Genomic DNA, 15344 nt, shown 5'->3' on the forward strand with positions numbered 1-15344 from the left:
GATGTGTGCGCGCCCGCCGGGACGGAAGCGCGAAAGGACCGCCTGCCGCTAGTCGGCGAGCGCCGTGATCCGGGCGCACTCCCGTACCACCGCCTCGAAGCTGCGGTGCTGGCGGTGGATCTCCCGCTGACGGTCCGCGCCGGTGCCCTGTTCGGTCAGTCGCGACAGGGTGCGTCGAGCGCGTTCCAGGTCGCCGCTCGCGGTCAGCGCGTCCTCGACGTGGGACAGGAGGGACGCGACGACCGCCGACGCGGGCTTGTCCCGCATCGTGAGCGGGTCGACGAGGGAGTCGCCAAGACCCGAACGGGCGGCCCGCCAGGACGCAAGCCGTAGCAGGCCCGCGCTGACCGGGGCCGGCGGCCGGCCGGCCCGCCAGTCCGCGGCGGCGGTCTCCACCAGAGCGCGGACGAGCGTGGCGATCAGCACGGTGGTGCTCGGCTGGAGACACACGTCGGCGACGCGGACCTCCACCGTCGGGTAGCGGGCGGACAGCCGCGCGTCGAAGTAGATCATTCCGTCGTCCCGCAGGGCACCGGTGGCGAGCATCGACTCGACGTGCCGGTGGTAGCGGTCGGCGGAGCCGAAGATCTCGGTCGGCCCCGCGGAGGGCCAGCGGTTCCAGACCCGGCTGCGGTAGCTGCTGTAGCCGCTGTCCTCACCCTGCCAGAAGGGCGAGTTCCCGCTGATCGCGGTCAGCACCGACAGCCAGGGCCGGATCCGGTCGAGTACGGCCACGCCCTCCTCGTCGGAGTCGACGGCCACGTGCACATGGCAGCCGCAGGTGAGCTGCTCGCGGGCGGTGAGCCCGAAGTTCTTCGCCATCCAGACGTGGCGCTCCCCGAGCTCAAGCGAGGGCTGCACCGGCACGGGCGAGGTGGCCAGGGCGGCGACGGTGGCCCCCGCCTTCTCGGCGCGGGCGGCCGCTTCCCGGCGCCGCGCGATGATCTCTTCCTCGATGTCGCTCATCGCCGTCAGAGGGCTGGTGGCGAACTCCACCTGTTCCTTCTGGAGCTCCGTCTCGAACTCGTGCTCCTCGGCCTCGCCGCCCTTGGGGGAGGCCGCCGGTGAGGTGACGACCGGGGAGAGCGCCAGAACCTCACCGGTCCGCGCGCTCACCATGAGCAGCTCTTCTTCAACTCCGACGGTGCGCATGCGCAGTCTCCGATCCATACCGGTGCCCAGCTCGGTACTGACGTGTGCCCCGACAGCGCGGAGTCATACGGCAGGACCGGGCGGGCCTCGTCCGGGCGGGGCCCGGCGCGGGCGGCCGCTTCCCGGCGCGGGTCCGGCGCCGGCGCGGGTCCGCGCCCGGCGGGCGGTGATCGCGGAGCCCGGTCCACCGGCAGCGGGAGGGGCGGCTACACCGGGTCCAGACCCTGGCCGGGCATGCGTCCCGCCTGCTCGCTCTGCTCGTGGGCGCGGCGCGCCTTGTCCGTCAGGCGCTTGCGCTGTTCCGGGTCGGTGGCCCGCTCGGCCGCCTCTTTCCACTCCCGTGCCCGGGACTCCAACTCCCGTGCGCGGCTGCGGTATTCGTCTCCCACACTCATGATCGCTCCTGGGTCGGGCGACGGAAGACGCCGGCCGTGTGCCGTGCTCAAGACCGCGCTTCCGTGCCGTTCGACGGCGGCGGCGAATGCCGCCTCGTCGCTGACAGCTTGTGCGATGCCGTGACGGGTGGCATCCGGGGTTCGGCCAAGTGCGAAGCGCCCGGGACGGACCGGGGGCCCGCCGTCACGCCCCGCGATGGACGTACTGGAAGGACAGTCGCGCCGACCCCCGCGCAGAGTACGCCGAAGCCGAGGGTGAAGAGTCGAATCAGCAGACCTCACCGTGGACGTCGAAGGTGATGTGCAGCGTCGAGTTGTACGCCATCGACACGGGCAGCCCGTCGAGCGGCAGGTAACTCCCGTTGTACAGAGCGGACTTGGTGCCCGGCTCGAAGAAGAGGGCCCCACCCCCCGGAGCGCGGGCCGTGCGCAGGGGGAGACCGGGATCGTCCCTTTGGAGCAGGCGTCCGAGATGTCTGGGGATATTCGGGTAGCAGAGCTATGTCATCCGGTACCTGCCGGGCGGGGCTCACCCGGTCCCGTCAGCCATCCAGAGGAGTTCGAGCCCATGGTGATCGCTCACCCCACTTCGCAGGTCGTCGCCGCGGGGCCCGCCACGGCCCTGCTCCTGGTCATCGTGGGACTGGTGGTGGTCGCCGGGCTCCTGGCGATGTTCTGGACCGGGCGCCGCCGAGCCGCCCGCAAGCCCCCGCCCCCCTCGGCGCCCCAGCCGGGGGCCGACTCCTGGGACACCCCTCCGTCGTCCCCCGGACCCGACGACCACGACGACCGTCGCTAGCCGCGCACCAGGACCGAGGGGCGGTCCCGTTCGCCCGCCGCAGGGCGCATACGTGGGCTCATCGGGGTACCTGGGACGTGTCACCACCCACTGGCACGAAGGCCCCGGGGAGCTGAGCGAACAGCGGCTCACCGGGCGCGTCCGAGCGCCGTCGAGGTCTGCCGAAGGCTGATCCAACTGTGCGCCGGGCACACCCACCCACGCCCGGGCCGACGACGCCACCCGATCGTTCCCATGCCCTCCGGAAAGGCGCGACCCATGACCGACCCGACCCGTCGACAGGACCCCACCGACAAGCACCCCCGGCCCGATCTGCCCCAGCAGGACCAGCCGCACCCCGGCTGGACCGGGCCGATGGATCCCCCGCCGGACCACGGTGAGCAGAGCTACCGGGGCAGCGGTCTGCTCACCGACCGCAAGACCGTGCTGACGGGCGGCGACTCCGGCATCGGGCGGGCCGTCGCCCTCGCCTACGCGCGGGAGGGCGCCGACGTCCTCTTCACCCACCTGCCGGAGGAGGAAGAGGACGCCCGCGAGACCGTGCGTCTGGTGGAGGAGGCGGGACGCCGTGCCATCGCGGTGTCCTGCGACATCCGCGAGGAGCGGCAGTGCCGGGACCTCATCGACCGGGCGGTCGCCGAGTTCGGGCGCATCGACGTGCTGGTGAACAACGCGGCCTACCAGATGTCCCAGCCCGACGGCATCGAGGCCATCACCACCGAGCAGTTCGACCGGGTGCTGCACACCAATCTGTACGGCATGTTCTGGCTGACCAAGATGGCCGTGCCCCACATCCCTGCGGGCGGCTCCGTCATCAACACCACCTCCGTCCAGGCCTACCAGCCCAGCCCCCATCTGCTCGACTACGCCATGACCAAGGGCGCCATCGTCACCTTCACCAAGGGGCTCGCACAGATGCTGTCCGAACGCGGGATCCGGGTGAACGCCGTGGCGCCCGGGCCGGTGTGGACCCCGCTCATTCCCGCGACGCTGCCGGACACCGCCGAGTTCGGCAAGCAGGCCCCGCTGGGGCGCCCGGCGCAACCCGCCGAGATGGCACCGGCCTATGTCTTCCTCGCCTGTGAGCACGCGAGCTTCATCACCGCCGAGGTGATGAACGCGACCGGCGGCTCACCGCTGCCCTAGGCCCCCCTCGTAGGGCGGCAGTGGGGTGGAAGGCGGGCAGGGCGGCGGGCAAAGCCCTGCCCGCATGCGGGCCGCGTGAGCAAAGGGTGCGACCACGGGATGGGACATTGAAGAATCTGGGCCAGGCCTCTCGGCAGTGGGGGCAGTGGGCGACCTGGGAGTGCGCGGCCGTGGCGCGATCGGCGCGGCGTGCGCTGAGCAGCCCCGGACCTGAGCGGGACACCGCGGTCCAAGCGCTGAAGGCCGCCGCCGCGGCGCTGATCGCCTGGGCGCTGGCGGGCTGGTGGTGGAAGGCGCCGATGGCGATGCTGGCGCCCTGGACGGCGATATTCCTCGTGCAGAGCACGGTCTACCGGTCGCTCAAATCCGCCCTTCAGCAGTTCGTGGTCGTGGTCATGGGCACCCTGCTCGCGGCGGGCGCCGGCGTGCTGACCGGAGACACCATGCTGGCCATGGCCATCGCGCTCCCGGCGACGATGCTCTTCGGCTCGTACGCCCGCTTCGGCACCCAGGGTCTCAACGCGCCGACCGCCGCCCTGTTCGTGCTGGTCTACGGCACGTACTCAGGGTTCGACATCATCCACCGGTTCCTGGAGACGCTGCTCGGTGCGGTCATCGGGATCGCGGTCAACGCCCTGGTGCTGCCCCCGGTGCACTCGCGCAGCGTGCGCCATCTGCGCGGACGGCTGCCCCAGGAGAGCGCCGCGCTGCTGCACGCCGTCGCCGACGGGCTCGGCGACGGCGCGTACTCCCGTGACGACGCGCAGGCCTGGCACGACCGGGCGCGGCGGCTCACCGACCGGGTCACCGACCTGCGCACGGCCCGCCGTTGGTCGCAGGAGAGCTACCGCTTCAACCCGGGCCACCGGCTGCGCCGTTCGGCTCCGCTGCCCCCGGCGGCCGACTGGGACTTCACCTGGGACCGGATCACCCACCACGCCGAAGCGATCACCCGCACGTTGGCGGAGGCCGGCCGGGACCGGACCGTCCTGCCGGGCCCCGCGCCGCGCATCCTGGCCGAACTCCTGGGCGCCGCCGGGGACTTGTGCGGCCTGGACGACCCGCTGGACGGCTCCGATCCCGCCGACGACGACACGGACGAGGCGCGTCGGCGAAGCCGCGAGCGTCACGAGGCGCTGCGCCGGGCGTACGCCGCCCAGGACGAACTGACCTCGCTGTTCCGTGAGCGCGGCGACGCCTCCCAGGACGCGCTGGCCGCCGTCACCGCGGACACCATCCGCCTGCTCGCCGATCTCTCGACGATCGCCGGGCAGGGCCCGAACGAGGCGAACAGCGCGGATGCTTAGGCCCCCGGGTCAGTAGGCCGCCGCACGATGGTGTGCCCACGCCTCGTCACGCAGGTCGGCGTTGAGCAGGACGTCGGCGGCCGTGCACGCCAGCGCTCCGGCCGCCGCGACCACCACGGCACGGGCACGCGGCGAGGCGGCCGCCGAGGCGAACTCCGGGGTGTGGTCGGAACCGTCGTCCATGATCGCGACGAAGGGGTGGATGGCGGGCACGCGCGTGCTGACATTGCCGATGTCGGAGGAGCCCAGATAGACGCCCGGCGTGGGCCGCGTCAGCTCGATCCCCTCCCGGGACAGGTGCTCGGCGAAGCGCTCGGACAGCGCCGTGCTGTCGCGGAAGTGGTCATAACGCAAGGTGGCCCGCTCCACCTCCGCCTTGGTGCCGGTGGCGAGGGCGACGCCGTCCGCCGCGGCCCGCACCTGCCCGACCAGGTCGTCCAGGGCCGAGGTCGTGGCGGCGCGCAGGCCGAAGAGTCCCTGCGCGTACTCCGGCACGATGTTGGTGGCGGTGCCGCCCTCGGTGATGATGCCCTGGATGTGGGAGGCCTCCGGCAGCCGCCGGCCGAGCGCGCTGAGCACGTTGAACAACTCGATCAGGGCCGCCAGCGCGTCGATGCCCTCCGTCGGATCACCGGTCGGGTGCGCGGCCCGCCCGTGGAAGGCCACGCGGTACTGCACCTGGGCGGTCAGCGGCGCCCGCGTCCAGCTGTACACCCCGGGGTGGAACATCAGCGCCGCGTCGACGTCGTCGAACACGCCCGCCTCCGCCTCCAGGACCTTCCCCCGCCGCCCTCCTCGGCGGGGGTGCCGACGGCCAGCACGCCTCCGGCCGACTCGTCCAGCACCGCGCGCAGCGCGAGAGCCGCGCCCAGGCCCGCGGCCGCGATGAGGTTGTGCCCGCAGGCGTGGCCGAGGCCGGGCAGCGCGTCGTACTCCAGCGGCAGCGCCACGGCGGGGCGGCCGCGCCCGGAGCGGGCGGTGAAGGCGGTGGGAAGGTCGGCCACGCCGCGCTCCACCACGAAACCGGCCTTCTCCAGTTCGCCCGAAAGCCGGGCGGCGGCCCGGTGCTCGGCGAAGGCGTACTCGGGGTCGCCGTGCAGCCCCACCGCCACCTGCCACAACGCGTCCGCGCGCGCCGCCACCGCCGCACGGAGCTCGGCATGCACATCGTCCTCGAAAGTGCGGGTCACTCTGCCTCCTCGGCATCCGGCGTGCGACGACCCGCCGCACGTGTCCACCTTCGGGTGCCACTCTCCCGGTACCACGACACCTGACGGTTTCGATTGCGGCACCCGTGCAACACGACGACCATGACGGCAGAGCCGCCGTCCGGGCCGCAACCGTGCTGGGAGGTACGAATGGATCACTCGCGGGTGCCAGTACTGGAGGCGCTCCAGGAGTTCCGGCGCCGCGGAGACGTGGCGTACGGCCCACCGGGGCACAAGCAGGGCCGAGGCGTGGACCCCCGGGTGGCCGACATCGTCGGGCTCGACGTGTTCCGTTCGGACGTCCTCGCCCTCAACGGTCTCGACGACCGCCGGCAGTCCCAGGGCGTGCTCAGCCAGGCGCAGGAGTTGATGGCCGACGCGGTGGGGGCCGAGCAGGCGTTCTTCTCCACCTGCGGCAGTTCCCTGTCGGTGAAGACCGCCATGCTCTCCGTGGCCGGGCCCGGTGAGAAGCTGCTGCTGTCGCGCAACGCGCACAAGTCCGTCATCGCGGCCGTCGTCGTCAACGGTGTGCGACCGATCTGGGTGCACCCCAAGTTCGACGCCGAGCGTCATCTGGCACACCCCCCGGAGCCCGACGACGTACGCCGCCGCCTCGAGGAACACCCGGACGCCAAGGGCATGTTGCTGATCACGCCCACCGAGTGGGGCACCTGCGCGGACGTGGCCGGCGTGGCCCGGGTGTGCCACGAGTTCGACGTCCCCCTGATCGTGGACGAGGCGTGGGGCGCCCACCTTCCCTTCCACTCCGCGCTGCCGCCCTGGGGCATGGACGCCGAGGCGGACCTGGTGGTCACCAGCGTGCACAAGATGGGCGGTGCGATCGAGCAGAGTTCGGTCTTCCACCTCCAGTACGACCGGGTGTCGCCCGAGGTGCTCAAGCAGCGGGAGGACCTGCTCGGCACGACCAGCGCCTCCACCCTGGTGTACGCGACGCTCGACGGCTGGCGCCGCCAGATGGTGGAACACGGCCACGAGCTCCTGGAGGGCGCACTCCACCGCGCACTGCGCATCCGGTCGACCCTGGACGACCTGCCTGGCCTGCGGCCCATGGGCCGCGAGGTGGTCGAGGAAGGCTTCGCCGCCTCCTACGATCCGCTCAAGCTCGTCATCGACGTACGCGAACTCGGCATCACCGGCATGCAGGCGGCGGAGTGGCTGCGCGAACACCGCCATGTGGACGTCGGAGGCTCCGACAGCTGCCGCATCAGCGCCTCCATCACCCACGCCGACGACGACGAGACCGAGAAGATCCTGCTGGACGCCCTGCGCGCGCTGGTCGACAACGCCGACTCCCTGGAGAAGCAGAGCCCGGTCCACCGGCCCGCCCCCTCGGACCTGGAACTGGAACAGGCGATGGTGCCGCGCGAGGCGTTCTTCGCCCCCGTGGAGCACGTGCCCGCCGAGCGCGCCGCCGGCCGCATCTCCGCGGAGACGATCAGCCCCTACCCGCCCGGCGTACCCGCGATCGCCCCCGGCGAGGTCATCACCGAAGCGGTCCTCGACTATCTGCGCAGCGGCGTCGAACACGGCGTCCTGATTCCCGACGCGGCCGACCCGTCGGTCAAGACGCTGCGGGTGGTGGCGCGGGAATGAGGTGAACGGGCCGAGGGTCGTCTCTCCTTCGTTCCCCCGAGTCCCGGCGGTGACTCGGGGGACGAGTACCTTCTTGACCCTCACACCGTGTCAGGCGGTCAACTCGGAGACATCATGTTCACCATTGGAGACTTCGCCCGGCACGGCCGCGTCTCGGTCCGGATGTTGCGTCATTACGACGCGACGGGAGTGCTGCGCCCGGCCCATGTCGACCCTGCCAGCGGCTATCGCTACTACAGCGCCGCCCAGCTCGCCCGCCTCAACCGGATCATCGCCCTCAAGGACCTGGGGTTCACCCTCCACCAGGTCCGCGACATCGTCGACGAGAAGGTCAGCGCCGAGGAACTGCGCGGCATGATGCGGCTGCGACGGGCCGAACTGGAGACCGCGGTGGCTGCCGCGGGCGCACGGCTGGTCCAGGTCGAGGCGAGGCTCCGAGCGATCGAGAGCGAGGGGCGCATGCCCGAGAACGACGTCGTCATCAAGAACGTCCCCACCGTCCGGGTGGCGGAACTGACCGCGACCGCCGCGAGTTACGAGCCCGAGGACATCAGCCCGGTCATCGGACCGCTCTACGAGGAGCTTTCCCGACGTCTGAACACCGCGGGCATCACACCCACGGGCCCCGGGATCGCCTACTACGAGGACGATCCGGAGGGCGCGGGCAGGATCATCGTCCACGCCGCGGTCCAGGTCTCGGCTCCCCTACGGGACGACCCCGTACGCGTCCTCGACCTGCCGTCCCTGGAGCGGGCGGCGACCATCGTGCACCGGGGCTCCATGGACACGGTGTTGCCCGCGGCCCAGGCCCTGGCCCGCTGGATCGACGCCAACGGCCATGTGCCGACCGGTTATCCGCGCGAGGTCAACCTGGAGTGCCCGCAGAACCGCGACGACTGGGTGACGGAACTCCAGACACCCCTGAGCGGGGCCTGAGTAGCGCAGGGCGAGGTCCCCGAACTCCGGGGGCTTCCCCAGTGCGTTGACCGCCCCAACTCCGCGCGTCCGTACGTCACTTCACCAGAAAGGTACGGAGCGCCGCGAGGAGTTCCGTGGGGGCGTCCACGGCGATGAGATGGGCAGCGGCCGGGAACTCGACCAGGGTGGCGCCGGGTATCGCGGCGGCGTACTTGCGGGCGATGTCCTGGAAGTCGGCGACATCGAGGCGACCGAACCCCACCAGGGTGGGAACGCCGATGGTGGCGATGTCGCCGTCCGAGCCGCCCTGGGAGTGTCGCGCGAGCGCGTCCTGGTTCACCAGGGACGTCCTGACCGCGCCCCGGAGCCGCTCCACCGGCTCGGGATCGACGTCGTCCCAGTCGCGGTTTGGACCGCGCAGCCACATGTCCAGGTTGACGCGGACCGCGGTGTCCAGGTCACCCGCCGACAAAGCCGCGGTCTCGGCCTCGTCGTAGGCGATCATTTCGGCGGACCAGTCGTACCCCGGCCACGGCGGGGCCAGCAGCGTCAGGGACCGTACGCGGTCCGGATGGGTGAGCGTGAAGTCGACGGCCACGCGGCCACCCCAGGACGCGCCGATGAGCTGCACGCGGTCATGGCCGAGATGGTCCAGCAGCCGGCGCAGATCCCCGGTCTCGCTGAACGGACCGGACGGCGGTGCGGATTCGCCGAAGCCGCGCAGGTCGTAGCGGATGACCGTGTGCCGTTCCGCGAGCGCGGGCGCGACCGCGTCCCACATACGGTGGTCGGCCACACCGGCGTGCAGGAGCACCACGGGCGTGCCGTCGCCGGCGACGGTGCAGGAAAGATGGCCGAGGTCGTCGGCGAGAGTCAGCATCCGCCGATGTTCGCAGGTCAAGTGCGGTCGGGGACAGTGCTTTTCCGCTCCCGGCGGCGCGACTGCGACCGTCCTTCCGCCCGGTGGCCGCGGACCACTGGCGCCACCTCTCTGTACCCATGCGGGTGGTTTACGCCTCCTGTCACCTTTCGCTCCCGCTTCTTCACGATGCTTGCTGCCGGACGGTGTTTCAAAGCGAGCGATGGAGATGGTGGTCATGGCGAACGGCAGTGTTCTGCTCGCCCTGCGCGAGGACCCTCTGGGTGGGGGAGTCGGGGCCGAGCAACTGGCGCGTATCGGCAAGGGGTTGGAGGAGCTGGGCCTGGAGGTGCGCTGGGCGAGGACGGCAGAGGCCGCCTGTGCGGCACTGCGCACCGAAGCCGGGCTGAGCGCGGCCATGGTGGCGTGGGAGCTGCCGCACGGGTCGGGGCGCCCCTTCGCAGACGGCGACCACAAGGGCGACGGCGGCGGCGATACGGAGCCGGGCGGCGCGGCGGTGCTGCGGCAGATCTCCCGCCGCTTCAAGGACCTTCCGGTCTTCGTCGTGATGACCGAGGACTCTGACCACGGCGTGGACCGGCTGCCCCTGTGGGTGGCCGAGACCGCCGTCGGCTACGTCTGGCCGCTGGAGGACACCCCCTCGTTCATCGCGGGCCGCGTCGCCCGTGCGGCCCGCACCTATGGCGACGCCCTTCTGCCGCCGTTCTTCAAAGCCCTGCGGCGCTTCGACGACGCCCACGAATACTCCTGGCACACCCCCGCGCACTCGGGCGGGGTCGCGTTCTTGAAGTCCCCGGTGGGCCGGGCGTTCTTCGACTACTACGGGGAGCGCCTCTTCCGCTCCGACCTGTCCATCTCGGTGGGCGAGCTGGGCTCCCTCTTCGAGCACAACGGCCCCATCGGCGACGCCGAAGCCAACGCGGCCCGCATCTTCGGAGCCGACCGCACCTACTTCGTCCTGCACGGCGACTCGACCGCGGACCGCATGGTCGGCCACTACTGCGTCACCACGGACGAGATCGCCCTCGTGGACCGCAACTGCCACAAATCAGTACTGCACGGCCTCGTGATCTCCGGCGCCCGACCGGTCTACCTGGTCCCCACCCGCAACGGTTACGGCCTCGCGGGCCCGCTGCCCGCCCGTGAAACCGCCCCCGGCGCGGTGGCGAACAGGATCGCCGCCCACCCCCTGACCCCGGGAGCGACCTCCCCGCAGGCGCAGTACGCGGTGATCACCAACTCCACGTACGACGGCCTGTGTTACGACACCGTGCAGACCGCGCGAGCCCTCGCGCCCAGCACGCCCCATCTCCACTTCGACGAGGCGTGGTTCGCCTACGCGCGGTTCCACCCGCTCTATGCGGGGCGCTACGGCATGGCCGTGGACGCGGACACCTTCCCCGAGGCGGAGCGGCCCACGGTCTTCTCCACCCAGTCCACCCACAAACTGCTCGCCGCCCTGTCGCAGTCCGCCATGGTGCACGTGAAGTCCTCGCCCCGCGCGCCCGTCGAACACGACCGGTTCAACGAGGCGTTCATGATGCACGGCACCACCTCGCCGCTGTACCCCGCCATCGCCTCGCTGGACGTGGCGGCGGCGATGATGGACGGCCCGCAGGGGGAGTGGCTGATCAACGAGGCCGTCACCGAAGCCATCCGGTTCCGGCAGACCGTCGTCCGCACCGGGCGCCGCATCGCGGCAGCGGGGGACCGTCCCCCGTGGTTCTTCGGCGTCTGGCAGCCCGAGCACATCGCGGACCCCGCCACCGCCTCCCGCGTACCGTTCGCCGACGCGGCCCCCGACCTGCTGGCCACCGAACCGGCGTGCTGGGAGCTCGACCCGGAGGCCGACTGGCACGGCTTCGCGGGCCTGAGCCGGGGCCAGTGCATGCTCGACCCGATCAAGGTGACGCTGACCTGCCCCGGTGTCACGGCCGCGGGAGAGAGCGAACCGTGGGGCATCCCCGCCCGCGTCCTCACCGCCTACCTCGCCGAGCGGGGCATCGTGGTCGAGAAGACCGACACCTACACCACGCTCATCCTCTTCTCCATGGGCATCACCAAGGGGAAGTGGGGCACCTTGATGGACGCCCTGATGGACTTCAAGGCACTCCACGACGCCGAGACCCCGCTGCACCAGGTGCTGCCGCAGCTCACCGAGCTCCACCCCAAGCGCTATGCCGGCACCACCCTGCGCGCCCTCTGCCAGGACATGCACGAACACCTCACCCGCGCCGACCTCATCGACGCCCTCGACTCCGCCTTCCAGGACCTGCCCGAACCCGTCGTCGCACCCCGCCACTGCTACCAGCAGCTCATCCGCGGCGGAACCGAACGCCTCCCGCTCAGCGAGGCCGCGGGACGGGTGGCGGCTGCCATGGTCACCGTCACTCCGCCCGGAATCCCCGTGCTGATGCCCGGAGAAGCACTCGGCGCCTCCGACGGACCGGTGCTGCGCTACCTCGGCGCTCTGGAGGCCTTCGACCGCGCCTTCCCCGGCTTCCACAGCGAAGCGCACGGCGTGGTCATCGACCCCGAGAGCGGTGACTACCTCATCGAGTGCGTACGGCAGGACGCCTCGCTCCCGGGCTGAACCGGGCCTCGGTCCGCATGGGCGCGGGCCCGCGGCCGGGCCTGCGCCCCGCCCGATTCCCGCGCCAGGATGTCTACCGGTCCTGCGGTGTCGTCATCCGGCGGACGGTCTCGACGACCGCGGCCCGCTGCCGGGACCTGCTCTCCGAAGGGGCGGCGGCGGGTACCGGCGACAGGTGTGCCATGTTGCCGGCGGCCGTGAACCAGGCCTGGGCCAGGGCGAGCGTCAGATTCAGGATGTCGGCGGGGGCCAGCGCGGGGTCGACGTGCCCGTGCCGCTGCGCCGCCGACAGGGCTTCCACCTTGCCCTGCCAAGAGGCGGCCGTGTCCGGGTGGACCTCTCCCGGCCGCTCCAGCTGCTTCCAGGTGAGCACTCGTACCAGGTCGGGGCGGGCCACGAGATGGTCGAACAGCGCGCCGGCGTACTGCGGCAGGTCGTCGACGTCGAAGGGCACCGCCTCGGTTCCCTCGGCCACACAGTGCTCGATCACGCGGTCGAAGAGCTGCTCCTTGTTGCCGAAGTACACATAGATCAGCCGCTTGTTGGCGCCGGCCGCGGCCGCGATGCGATCCACGCGGGCACCGGCCAGGCCGTGCTCGGCGAACTCGCCGAAGGCGGCGCCGAGCAGTCGGGTCCTGGTTGCGTTCGAGTCTCCTGCCATGGGCACACCGTACAGGTAACTAACCAGTTATTGACATCCGGCCACGAGGGTATGCATGGTGGCACTAACCAGTTAGTTACCCCAGATGGTTCCCCATCGATCCGCACAGGAGAACACCATGAAGTACCGCGCACTGGGCACCCAGGGCCTCACCGTCAGCAGCCAGGGCCTGGGATGCATGGGCATGAGCGCCTTCTACGGAGCCACCGACGAAGCCGAGTCCCTCGCCACGCTGGACCGCGCCCTTGAGTTGGGCGTGACCCTGCTGGACACGGCGGAGAGTTACGGCCCCTTCCGCAACGAGCAGCTCCTCGGAAAAGCGCTGGTCGGCCGCCGGGACCGGGTCGTCCTCGCCACCAAGACCGGCATCGAGATCACCGACGACGGCGAGCCACGCGGCCACAACGGCCGGCCGGAGTACATCCGCCACTCCCTGGAGCGCTCGCTGCGTCACCTGCGCACGGACCACGTCGACCTCTACTACCTGCACCGCGTCGACCCGCAGGTGCCCATCGAGGAGACGGTCGGAGCCATGGGCGAGCTCGTCGCCGAAGGCAAGGTCGGCGCCCTCGGGCTGAGCGAGGTGGCGCCCGCCACCATCCGCCGCGCCCACGCGGTCCACGCCCTCTCGGCCGTCCAGACGGAGTACTCGCTCTTCGAGCGGAGCATCGAGGCCGACGGTGTCGCCGACACCTTGGACGAGCTGGGCATCGGCCTCGTCGCCTACGCTCCGCTGGGCCGGGGCTTCCTCTCCGGAGCCATCACCAGCCCGGAGGACTTCGCCCCGGACGACTTCCGGCGCACCGACCCGCGCTTCCAGGGCGCGAACTTCGAGCGCAACCTCGACGTCGTCCGCGAGGTCGGCCGGCTCGCGGCCGCCAAGGGCGTCACCGCCTCCCAGCTCGCCCTCGCATGGGTCATGCGCCAGGGCGCCGTCCCCATTCCCGGCACCAAGCGCCGCCGCTACCTGGAGGAGAACCTCGCCGCCACGGACATCGACATCACCGCCGAGGAGCTCGCGGCCATCGAAGCCGTCGCCCCGCAGGGCGTCGCCGTCGGCGACCGCTACGCCCCCGAGCTCATGACCACGCTCAACGGCTGACTCCACCGCTCCGGCCGAGAAGGGCCCCGCGACTCCCGCCTTCCTTTCGGCCCCGTGTCGGGCCCCCGCGCCTGGCGGGGCGGAGTCGTCCACGGCGCCGTTCGAGCCGCGTTTCGGGGTAGACGGTCAAAGACCCGGCCGAGGTAAGGCGCACGACGCACACGACGTAAGGAGTGACCGGTGGCGAAGGACTCATCGCTGAAAGCCGTGGGATGGGCACGCTCCCTGCCGCTGAACAGCGGCGTGAAAGAGGCAAGGGACTGGACGCGTGAGCATCTGACGACGCTCGCATGGGCCCAGCAGACCCCCGAGGTCATGGATGACGTGTTGCTGACGGTGTCCGAGCTGGTCACCAACGCCCATGTGCACGCACGCAGCGCGGCACAGCTGATCCTCACCTGGGACGAGGAGTGCCTGCATGTCACGGTGCACGACTCCTCACCCCGACTCCCCGAACAGCGCGACCCGGACGACGGCGCGCTCGGCGGACGTGGCCTGATGCTCATCGACGCCCTCTCCGACGAATGGCACGCCTATCCCTGCCCGCGCGGGAAAAACGTCACCGCCTGCTTCCAACCACCCACGCCTGCCACGACGGAGGCGATCGGGTCCGGCTGACGCGGCCCCACTCCGAGGTGCGGCCGACGGCAAGGGGGGAGCACCGAACCGGGTGTCGGGAGGCGAGGGCATCATGATCCACATGACTTCTCCAATGCCGTCCTCCTCTCGAACGCCGTCCTCCTCCACCGAGTCGACCCCTTCCGCTCCCGCCCGCGCCTTTCCGTCCACCGGTCGACGTGTCCTCGTCAGCGGCGCCTCGCGCGGACTGGGCCGTGCGCTCGCCCAGGCCTTCGCCGCCAACGGCGACCGGGTGGCCGTGCACTTCGGCTCCCGCCGCGAGGAGGCCGAGGAAACCCTCGCCTCCCTTTCCGGTTCGGGGCATGTGCTCGCCGGAGGCGACCTGTCCACCCCGGCGGGCGCACGGGCCGTCGCGGACGCCGCGGCCGAAGGGATCGGCGGGCTCGACGTCCTCGTCAACAACGCCGCCGTCAACCTTCCCCACCCACTCGCCACCACCTCGTACGAGGACTGGGCGGGGGCCTGGCAGAGCCATGTGTCCGTCAACCTCCTCGCGACGGCCAACCTCAGTCACCTCGCGGCTCGCCGGATGATTGAGCAGGGCGGCGGGGGCCGGATCGTCAACGTCGGGTCGCGCGGCGCCTTCCGGGGCGAACCCGACCACCCGGCGTACGGGGCGACCAAGGCGGCGGTGCACGCGCTGGGCCAGTCCCTCGCCGTGCACCTGGCCCCGTACGGAATCGGCGTGGCTTCCGTCGCCCCCGGGTTCTTCGAGACGGAGCGGGTCGCGCACCGGCTGAGCGGGGCGGAGGGCGAGGCGATCCGGGCCCAGAGTCCGTTCGGGCGCGTGGCGTCGGCCGACGAGATCGCGGCAGCCGTGCTGTGGCTGGCCTCCCCGGCCGCCGAATGGGCCTCGGGGACGGTCCTCGACCTCAACGGGGCTTCGTATCTGCGCACTTGAGACGTGCGGCGCGCGTCGGCGACCGGCTC

General features: G+C 71.4%; 13 protein-coding genes and 1 pseudogene. 9 read left to right on the forward strand and 5 right to left on the reverse strand.

The window, feature by feature from the left end; translation table 11 throughout:
- Positions 1-48: 48 nt before the first annotated feature.
- Together DWB77_RS35080 and DWB77_RS35085 are read right to left on the reverse strand one after the other, a co-directional pair.
- Positions 49-1152: a glutamate--cysteine ligase gene (locus DWB77_RS35080; protein ID WP_120726516.1), complete on the reverse strand. Its 1104-nt coding sequence runs from the start codon at positions 1150-1152 to the stop codon at positions 49-51.
- A 206-nt stretch (positions 1153-1358) separates the two neighbouring features.
- Positions 1359-1547: a DUF6381 family protein gene (locus tag DWB77_RS35085; protein ID WP_120726518.1), complete on the reverse strand. Its 189-nt coding sequence runs from the start codon at positions 1545-1547 to the stop codon at positions 1359-1361.
- A 568-nt stretch (positions 1548-2115) separates the two neighbouring features.
- On the opposite strand from DWB77_RS35085, the gene DWB77_RS35090 reads away from it, so the two are divergent.
- From DWB77_RS35090 to DWB77_RS35100, 3 genes are all read left to right on the forward strand, one after another.
- Positions 2116-2346, forward strand: coding sequence for a DUF6479 family protein (locus DWB77_RS35090; protein ID WP_120726520.1), 231 nt, complete (start codon positions 2116-2118; stop codon positions 2344-2346).
- A gap of 258 nt (positions 2347-2604) precedes the next feature.
- The gene (locus DWB77_RS35095) at positions 2605-3492 is read left to right on the forward strand and encodes an SDR family oxidoreductase (protein ID WP_120726522.1); all 888 of its coding nucleotides are present in this window, start codon (positions 2605-2607) and stop codon (positions 3490-3492) included.
- A gap of 170 nt (positions 3493-3662) precedes the next feature.
- Positions 3663-4799, forward strand: coding sequence for an FUSC family protein (locus tag DWB77_RS35100; RefSeq protein ID WP_162952678.1), 1137 nt, complete (start codon positions 3663-3665; stop codon positions 4797-4799).
- Between the two features lie 9 nt (positions 4800-4808).
- Here DWB77_RS35100 and DWB77_RS35105 read toward each other — a convergent pair.
- Positions 4809-5989: pseudogene (locus DWB77_RS35105) on the reverse strand (amidohydrolase).
- 168 nt (positions 5990-6157) lie between these two features.
- Between DWB77_RS35105 and DWB77_RS35115 the strand changes: the two are divergent.
- Both DWB77_RS35115 and DWB77_RS35120 read left to right on the forward strand, forming a co-directional pair.
- Positions 6158-7621, forward strand: coding sequence for an aminotransferase class I/II-fold pyridoxal phosphate-dependent enzyme (locus DWB77_RS35115; RefSeq protein WP_120726528.1), 1464 nt, complete (start codon positions 6158-6160; stop codon positions 7619-7621).
- Between the two features lie 114 nt (positions 7622-7735).
- A complete protein-coding gene (locus tag DWB77_RS35120) occupies positions 7736-8557 on the forward strand; it encodes a MerR family transcriptional regulator (RefSeq protein WP_120726530.1) in 822 nt (273 codons plus the stop codon).
- A 76-nt stretch (positions 8558-8633) separates the two neighbouring features.
- Here DWB77_RS35120 and DWB77_RS35125 read toward each other — a convergent pair whose 3' ends face one another.
- Positions 8634-9419: an alpha/beta fold hydrolase gene (locus DWB77_RS35125; protein ID WP_120726532.1), complete on the reverse strand. Its 786-nt coding sequence runs from the start codon at positions 9417-9419 to the stop codon at positions 8634-8636.
- A gap of 217 nt (positions 9420-9636) precedes the next feature.
- Here DWB77_RS35125 and DWB77_RS35130 point away from each other — a divergent pair, with 217 nt between their 5' ends.
- On the forward strand, positions 9637-12012 hold the full coding sequence (locus DWB77_RS35130) for an Orn/Lys/Arg decarboxylase N-terminal domain-containing protein (RefSeq protein WP_120728603.1): 2376 nt from the start codon (positions 9637-9639) through the stop codon (positions 12010-12012).
- A gap of 73 nt (positions 12013-12085) precedes the next feature.
- Here the strand turns inward: DWB77_RS35130 and DWB77_RS35135 are convergent, their stop codons facing one another.
- The gene (locus DWB77_RS35135) at positions 12086-12673 is read right to left on the reverse strand and encodes a TetR family transcriptional regulator (RefSeq protein WP_120726534.1); all 588 of its coding nucleotides are present in this window, start codon (positions 12671-12673) and stop codon (positions 12086-12088) included.
- A gap of 118 nt (positions 12674-12791) precedes the next feature.
- Between DWB77_RS35135 and DWB77_RS35140 the strand changes: the two genes are divergently transcribed.
- From DWB77_RS35140 to DWB77_RS35150, 3 genes are all read left to right on the forward strand, one after another.
- Positions 12792-13775 (forward strand): aldo/keto reductase, encoded by a 984-nt coding sequence (locus DWB77_RS35140; protein ID WP_120726535.1) that lies wholly within the window; start codon positions 12792-12794, stop codon positions 13773-13775.
- Between the two features lie 180 nt (positions 13776-13955).
- A complete protein-coding gene (locus tag DWB77_RS35145; protein ID WP_120726537.1) occupies positions 13956-14393 on the forward strand; it encodes an ATP-binding protein in 438 nt (145 codons plus the stop codon).
- An 82-nt stretch (positions 14394-14475) separates the two neighbouring features.
- Entirely contained in the window at positions 14476-15315 is an 840-nt protein-coding gene (locus tag DWB77_RS35150; RefSeq protein ID WP_120728605.1) for an SDR family NAD(P)-dependent oxidoreductase, read from the forward strand.
- Positions 15316-15344 lie beyond the last annotated feature (29 nt).

The sequence above is a fragment of the Streptomyces hundungensis genome (assembly GCF_003627815.1).
Lineage (GTDB): Bacteria > Actinomycetota > Actinomycetes > Streptomycetales > Streptomycetaceae > Streptomyces > Streptomyces hundungensis_A.

Coding starts and splice junctions, on each gene's coding strand:
- DWB77_RS35085 (WP_120726518.1), bottom strand. CDS start 1,547: ATGAGTGTGGGAGACGAATACCGCAGCCGCGCACGGGAGTTGGAGTCC.
- DWB77_RS35140 (WP_120726535.1), top strand. CDS start 12,792: ATGAAGTACCGCGCACTGGGCACCCAGGGCCTCACCGTCAGCAGCCAG.
- DWB77_RS35125 (WP_120726532.1), bottom strand. CDS start 9,419: ATGCTGACTCTCGCCGACGACCTCGGCCATCTTTCCTGCACCGTCGCC.
- DWB77_RS35120 (WP_120726530.1), top strand. CDS start 7,736: ATGTTCACCATTGGAGACTTCGCCCGGCACGGCCGCGTCTCGGTCCGG.
- DWB77_RS35115 (WP_120726528.1), top strand. CDS start 6,158: ATGGATCACTCGCGGGTGCCAGTACTGGAGGCGCTCCAGGAGTTCCGG.
- DWB77_RS35150 (WP_120728605.1), top strand. CDS start 14,476: ATGACTTCTCCAATGCCGTCCTCCTCTCGAACGCCGTCCTCCTCCACC.
- DWB77_RS35090 (WP_120726520.1), top strand. CDS start 2,116: ATGGTGATCGCTCACCCCACTTCGCAGGTCGTCGCCGCGGGGCCCGCC.
- DWB77_RS35095 (WP_120726522.1), top strand. CDS start 2,605: ATGACCGACCCGACCCGTCGACAGGACCCCACCGACAAGCACCCCCGG.
- DWB77_RS35135 (WP_120726534.1), bottom strand. CDS start 12,673: ATGGCAGGAGACTCGAACGCAACCAGGACCCGACTGCTCGGCGCCGCC.
- DWB77_RS35080 (WP_120726516.1), bottom strand. CDS start 1,152: ATGCGCACCGTCGGAGTTGAAGAAGAGCTGCTCATGGTGAGCGCGCGG.
- DWB77_RS35130 (WP_120728603.1), top strand. CDS start 9,637: ATGGCGAACGGCAGTGTTCTGCTCGCCCTGCGCGAGGACCCTCTGGGT.